At 68.0% G+C, this 5891-nt stretch carries 7 protein-coding genes; 4 read left to right on the forward strand and 3 right to left on the reverse strand.

Going from position 1 to position 5891, the window contains the following annotated elements:
• On the forward strand, positions 1-671 hold a 671-nt coding region (locus B1964_RS09075; RefSeq protein WP_079929554.1), incomplete at its 5' end, for a DUF3710 domain-containing protein.
• A gap of 28 nt (positions 672-699) precedes the next feature.
• Here B1964_RS09075 and B1964_RS09080 read toward each other — a convergent pair.
• A complete protein-coding gene (locus B1964_RS09080) occupies positions 700-1494 on the reverse strand; it encodes an alpha/beta fold hydrolase (protein ID WP_079929555.1) in 795 nt (264 codons plus the stop codon).
• 148 nt (positions 1495-1642) lie between these two features.
• Here B1964_RS09080 and B1964_RS09085 point away from each other — a divergent pair, with 148 nt between their 5' ends.
• Positions 1643-2017, forward strand: a complete 375-nt coding sequence (locus tag B1964_RS09085; RefSeq protein WP_006371135.1) for an OB-fold nucleic acid binding domain-containing protein — start codon at positions 1643-1645, stop codon at positions 2015-2017.
• Positions 2018-2045: 28 nt separating this feature from the next.
• On the opposite strand, the gene B1964_RS09090 is transcribed toward B1964_RS09085, so the two are convergent.
• On the reverse strand, positions 2046-2708 hold the full coding sequence (locus B1964_RS09090) for a TrkA family potassium uptake protein (protein WP_006371134.1): 663 nt from the start codon (positions 2706-2708) through the stop codon (positions 2046-2048).
• A gap of 11 nt (positions 2709-2719) precedes the next feature.
• Positions 2720-3382, reverse strand: coding sequence for a TrkA family potassium uptake protein (locus B1964_RS09095; protein ID WP_014359852.1), 663 nt, complete (start codon positions 3380-3382; stop codon positions 2720-2722).
• 167 nt (positions 3383-3549) lie between these two features.
• On the opposite strand from B1964_RS09095, the gene B1964_RS09100 reads away from it, so the two are divergent.
• Positions 3550-5559 (forward strand): APC family permease, encoded by a 2010-nt coding sequence (locus B1964_RS09100; protein ID WP_026920163.1) that lies wholly within the window; start codon positions 3550-3552, stop codon positions 5557-5559.
• Positions 5556-5891: TRAM domain-containing protein (locus B1964_RS09105; RefSeq protein WP_139765679.1), on the forward strand; the 336-nt coding region annotated here is incomplete at its 3' end. The genes B1964_RS09100 and B1964_RS09105, both read left to right, overlap by 4 nt.

Raw genomic sequence — 5891 nt, forward strand, 5'->3', positions numbered from 1 at the left:
CGCGCTCTCCGGGACTGTGGCGTGAGGTCGTGCGTGAACTCGCGGCCTCCCTGCGGGACGAAGGCGCGACCACCAGCGTCGAGGACGGGCATTGGGGGCGAGAGGTACTCGCCGAGGTGCCCGGTGGCGCACACCGGTTCATCGGGGTCGACGGTCCACGGTGGATGGTGCGGTGTGTTGCCAGTGGCCCGGCCGAATCCGCGGGCCCACTCGCACAACTCGCGCGTGCCGTCCTCGCCGAGTCGGTGGTGCGGCGCGGCAAGGATCCGGTGCCGCCCCGCGAAATGCTGCCGATCGTCCTGCCTCCCGTCCTCGCCGAGCAGGTCGCCGCCGCCCAGCAGCAGATGTTCGCCGACGACCCGGCCGCCGGTGCACCGACCGGTTCCGTCGACAACACCCCCGACGACAACCTTGCCGCCGACAATCTCGCCGTGTCGAACGCTCCGGGCGAAACCCCCGCCCCCGCACAGGTCCCCGAGCAGCCGACACCCGAGACCGAGCGCATCGCCGGCGGTGCGCTCGATCAGATCGAGCAGGCCACCGTCATCCGCGAGGTGCCTCCCGCCGACGACAGTGGGACACCGGAGGGCGCACCCGACGCCGATGACGCGCCCCCGCCGTCGGCGGGTTCGGCGATGCAACGCTTCCGCCGTCGCCGCGGCAAGCGCTGACCACCCACTTACCCCGTACCGAGCGGGCTCACCGCTCGGTTGTTGCGGCACTCTCGTCGACCAGGGACTGCCATCCGGTGGCGCACGCGCGCCCCAACACCGCCGGATCGGTACCCCACTGCGTCAGGTGAACCCGTTGCAGTTGCGCGCGAGGTGCTGCGCGACACCACGACTGCGCGACGGCCCACGGATGGAGCGGGTCGTCGTCGGCGGCGACCACCGCCAGCGGCACGGACAGAGTGGCGATCCGGTCGAGGTCCGGGGCGCGATATGCCGCCGCCCGTTCGAGCTGGGTGACGAGTCCGGGATACAGGGCCCGCCACGACCGGGCGAGCTCATTCGCCAACCATGTCGGGCTCGTCGACGACATCGCATCGATCGTCGCGTCCAGGCCGTCGGTACGCAGGGCTGCCGCGGTCATCGCCGCGCCGGTCGCGGCAAGTGCGGTACTCGGCTCGCCACTCCACGCCGGCATCGCCGCCCACACCCCGACGCAACGATGCCGGCCCGGCCCGAGCGCCCACTCCAGCGCCAGGGCGGCACCGATGGAGAACCCGCCCACCAACACCCGGGCGTGGTCGGCAGTGAACTGCCGCAGCGCGTCACGGTGTCCGCCGATGAGATCGTCGGTCGGGTCGAGGGCGATCAGGTCGACGCCGATCTCGCGGGCCGCGGGACCGAACGCGCGGCGGACGAAGTCGGCGTCCGAACCCGTCCCCGGCATCACGATGAGGACGTCCGCCGGGTGACACTCGGCCCGCTCGCCGGCGCTCCCGGAGCCGGTCAACCTGCGGGTGTGGATTCGGTTGTCATTCGCGGGCATGCACAGATCATGCCGCGCGTTGTACGCGATGAGGACATGGGTCTACGCTGAGCCGAAAGTACCCGCGTCGGAAGACGAGAAGGCCGAGAACCACAGCCCAGCAGGCTCGTGCCCTCCGAGCGGAAACGAAGTCTCTCTGGAGGTTGTGATGCCGACGGCCGGTTATCTCAAGCGGCTGACGAAACGGTTGACGGAAGATCTCGGCAATGCGGATGCGGAGCAGATCGCCGCCGAGTCCGAGGCAACCGGAGCGCAGCGCGCCGTCGAATGTTGTCGAGGCGACGAGGTCACCATGCACGGCGAGTTGCGTGCGGTGGAGACGTGTTCGCGTGCCGCCAAGAGCGGGGTCAAGGCCGAGTTCTTCGACGGGACCGACACGGTCATCCTGAAATGGTTGGGACGTAACCGCATTCCCGGCATCGAGCCCGGGCGCAAACTCACCGTCCGCGGCCGCCTCGCCGAGCACGACGGGTTCAAGGTGGTCTACAACCCGTACTACGAGCTGTACGGCTCGGAGGAGTGATCCCGCCGATCCCGCGCTGATCGGCCGGTCACTGCGGGACCCGCATCGCCTCGTGCAGCGCGGGCTCGGTCTCCGCGGGAGCGATGAACACCAGTTCGTCGCCACCTTCGATCGGATCGTCACGCTCGGGCACGATCACCCGACCACCCCGCAGTATCGCCACCAGGGCGGCATCGCGCGGCAGGCTCAGCTTGTGGACCGGCCGGCCGGCCAGCGGTGTGTTGGCGGGCAGCGTCAGCTCCACGAGATTCGCCTGGCCCTGCCGAAATGTCATGAGCCGTACCAGATCTCCGACCGACACGGCCTCTTCGACGAGGGAGGCGAGCAGTCGTGGCGTCGAGACGGCGACGTCGACACCCCATTCCTCGCCGAACAGCCATTCGTTGCGGGGATCATTTACCCGCGCGACCACCCGATTGACCGCGAACTCGGTCTTCGCGAGCAAACTGACGACGAGATTGGCCTTGTCGTCACCGGTGGCGGCAATCATGACGTCGAAGGACTGCAGCTCCGCCGACTCCAGATTCGACAATTCGCACGCGTCGGCGAGCAGCCACTGCGCACCGGGCACCGCGTCGGTGTCGATGTGCTCGGCATTGCGCTCGAACAGGGTGACCTGGTGGGCGTTGACGAGGAGCTCGCGGGCGATGGAGCGTCCGACCGCGCCGGCCCCGGCGATGGCGACTTTCATTGACGTACTCCTCAGTCGGCGTCGATCGGTGACGCGGCAATCGTACGGGTCTCGGCGAGGCGCTCGAGCAGCACCGCGGCGAACACCACGTCGTCCTGCTGCAAGACTGTCTTCGCTTCCGGCAGAACGGGATTGCCGACACGATTGATGAACGAGATCCGTGCTCCGGTCAGTTCCTGGAACTTCACCACGGTCGTCCCGATCCACGACTCGTCGATCTCGAGCTGGGCGATCGCGAGCGTGCCCGACGGGTCGCGCCACTCGGTCGTGGTGGAGACCTCGCCGAGTGCGGAGACGAACCGCTCGGTCGTCCACGGCACGGTGGCCACGGTCGGAATGCCCAACCGCTCGTAGACCGCGGCACGTTTGGCGTCATAGATACGCGCGACCACCCGCTCCACGTCGAAGGTCTCGCGGGCCACCCGCGCGGAGATGATGTTGGAGTTGTCGCCGGAGGACACCGCGGCGAAGGCATCGGCCTGCTCGATCCCGGCCTTGATCAACACATCACGATCGAATCCGACCCCGACGATGCGCTGACCGGTGAACCCGTCGCCGAGCCGGGTGAACGCAGAGGGGTTGCGGTCGATGACCGCTACCTCGTGACCGCGCTTGACCATCGCCCGAGCCAACGACGAGCCCACCCGGCCGCAGCCCATGATGACTACCCGCAAGAAAATCGATCCTTCCTTCCCGGCGCATGCCACCGGGAGGCGACGCGTCGCCGGGGAGCCGGCCGTGCACCGGTGTCGGTCCACGCAGAGATGAACCTACCCGTAGGGGCCGTGCCGTGATGCGGGTCCTGGTGGCCTTCATCTGACCGAGGTCTTAGTGTTGCGTGGTGCCCACCGTGTCAAAGGTGCCCGTTGCGACAAAACGCCTGCTTCTGGGTCGACCGTTTCGCAGCGACAGTCTCGGCCACACGCTGTTACCCAAACGCATCGCGCTACCCGTGTTCGCCTCCGACGCCATGTCATCGGTCGCCTACGCGCCCCAGGAGATCTTCCTGGTGCTCTCCGTTGCCGGGCTCTCGGCGCTGGCCTACACACCCTGGGTGGCGATCGCGGTCGCGATCGTGATGGCGGTGGTCGTCGCCAGCTACCGGCAGAACGTGCACGCCTATCCCTCCGGCGGCGGCGACTACGAGGTCGCCACGGTCAACCTCGGCCCCACGGCCGGACTGACCGTCGGCAGTGCGCTGCTGGTCGACTACGTCCTGACCGTCGCGGTGTCGATCTCGTCAGCGGCGGAGAACATCGGGTCGGCCATCCCGTTCGTGTCCGAACATCGCGTGTGGTTCTGCGTGGCCGCGATCATCATCCTGGCCGCGGTGAACCTGCGCGGGCTCAAGGAATCGGGCACCGTACTGGCCATTCCGACCTACGCGTTCATCGTCGGCGTGCTCGGCATGCTCATCTGGGGGTTCACCGAGATCTTCATCCTCGGACGCGAGGTCCGTTCGGAGACCGCGGGATTCGAGATCCGAGCCGAGCACAGCCACCTGATGGGCATCGCCTTCGTCTTCCTGATCGCGCGGGCCTTCTCCTCGGGATGCGCGGCGCTGACCGGGGTCGAAGCCATCAGCAACGGCGTGCCGGCGTTCCGGAAACCCAAGTCCCGCAACGCGGCGACCACCCTGCTGTTGCTCGGGTCGATCGCGATCGTCCTGCTGCTGGGCATCGTCTTCCTCGCCGAGCGGATCGGCGCCAAATACGTGATGAACCCGGCGGAGGACCTCATCGGCGCACCCCCCGGCTACCAGCAGAAGGCGATGATCGCCCAACTCGCGCACGCGGTGTTCGACACCTTCCCGGCCGGGTTCTACTTCGTCGCGACCGTCACCGCGCTGATCCTGATGCTGGCCGCCAACACCGCGTTCAACGGATTCCCGGTGCTCGGTTCGGTACTCGCCCAGGATCGCTACCTGCCCCGGCAGCTGCACACCCGCGGCGACCGGCTGGCGTTCAGCAACGGCATCCTGTTCCTCGCGGTCGCCGCGATCGCATTCGTGGTCGCCTTCGGCGGTGAGGTGACCTCACTGATCCAGCTCTACATCGTGGGCGTGTTCGTGTCGTTCACGCTGAGCCAGACCGGCATGGTGCGCCACTGGACCCGGTTGTTGCGCACCGAGACCGACCCGAAGGCGCGCCGCCGGATGATGCAGTCGCGGGTGATCAACACCGTCGGCCTGGTGATGACGGCGACCGTGCTGGTGGTCGTGCTCATCACCAAGTTCACCGCCGGTGCCTGGATCGCGATCCTGGCGATGGTCATCCTGTTCGTGCTGATGAAGGCGATCCACCATCACTATGCGACCGTGCAGCGCGAACTCGAGCGCACCCCCTCCGACGACGAGGCGGTACTACCGAGCCGCACCCACTCGATCGTGCTGGTCTCGACGCTGCACCTGGCGACCAAACGTGCGTTGCTGTTCGCCCGGGCCACCCGCCCCGACGTGCTCGAGGCGGTCACCGTCAACGTCGACGACCGCGACACCCGCCGACTGGTCTCCGAATGGGAGGACAGCGATCTGCGGGTGCCGCTCAAGGTGATCGCGTCGCCCTACCGCGAGATCACCCGCCCGATCATCGACTACGTGCGTCGCGTGCGTCGGGAATCGCCGCGCGACGTGATCACCGTGTTCATCCCCGAATACGTGGTGGGCCATTGGTGGGAACAGATCCTGCACAACCAGTCGGCGTTGCGGTTGAAGACACGTCTGCTCTTCGAACCCGGGGTGATGGTGACCTCGGTGCCCTGGCAGCTCACGTCGTCCGATCGCCGCAAGGCCGACCTCGACTACCACGCACCCGGTGACACCCGCCGGGCACTCGGTGGCGGCCCCGAGTGACGAGCGCACCCTCCGGCGCGCTGACGCTGCGGGTACGCCGACCCGCCAACGGTGGGTCCGCCATCGCCCACGCCGACGACGGCCGGGTCGTGTTCGTGCGCGGCGCGATCCCGGGCGAACTGGTCACCGCGAACATCGTCGAGGACAAGTCGGGATTCCTCGTCGCCGAGGTGACCGAGGTACTCGAGCCGTCGACACATCGACGCGACCCGCTCTGCTCCGCCGCCGCACACGGCGCCGGCTGCTGCGATCTCGCGCATGTCTCCGTCGAACACGCCCGCACCCTGAAGACCGAGATCCTCACCGACGTCCTGCGGCGGATCGGCGGGGGG

Origin of the sequence: Gordonia sp. i37 (assembly GCF_002043085.1) — a bacterium.
GTDB lineage: Bacteria > Actinomycetota > Actinomycetes > Mycobacteriales > Mycobacteriaceae > Gordonia > Gordonia polyisoprenivorans.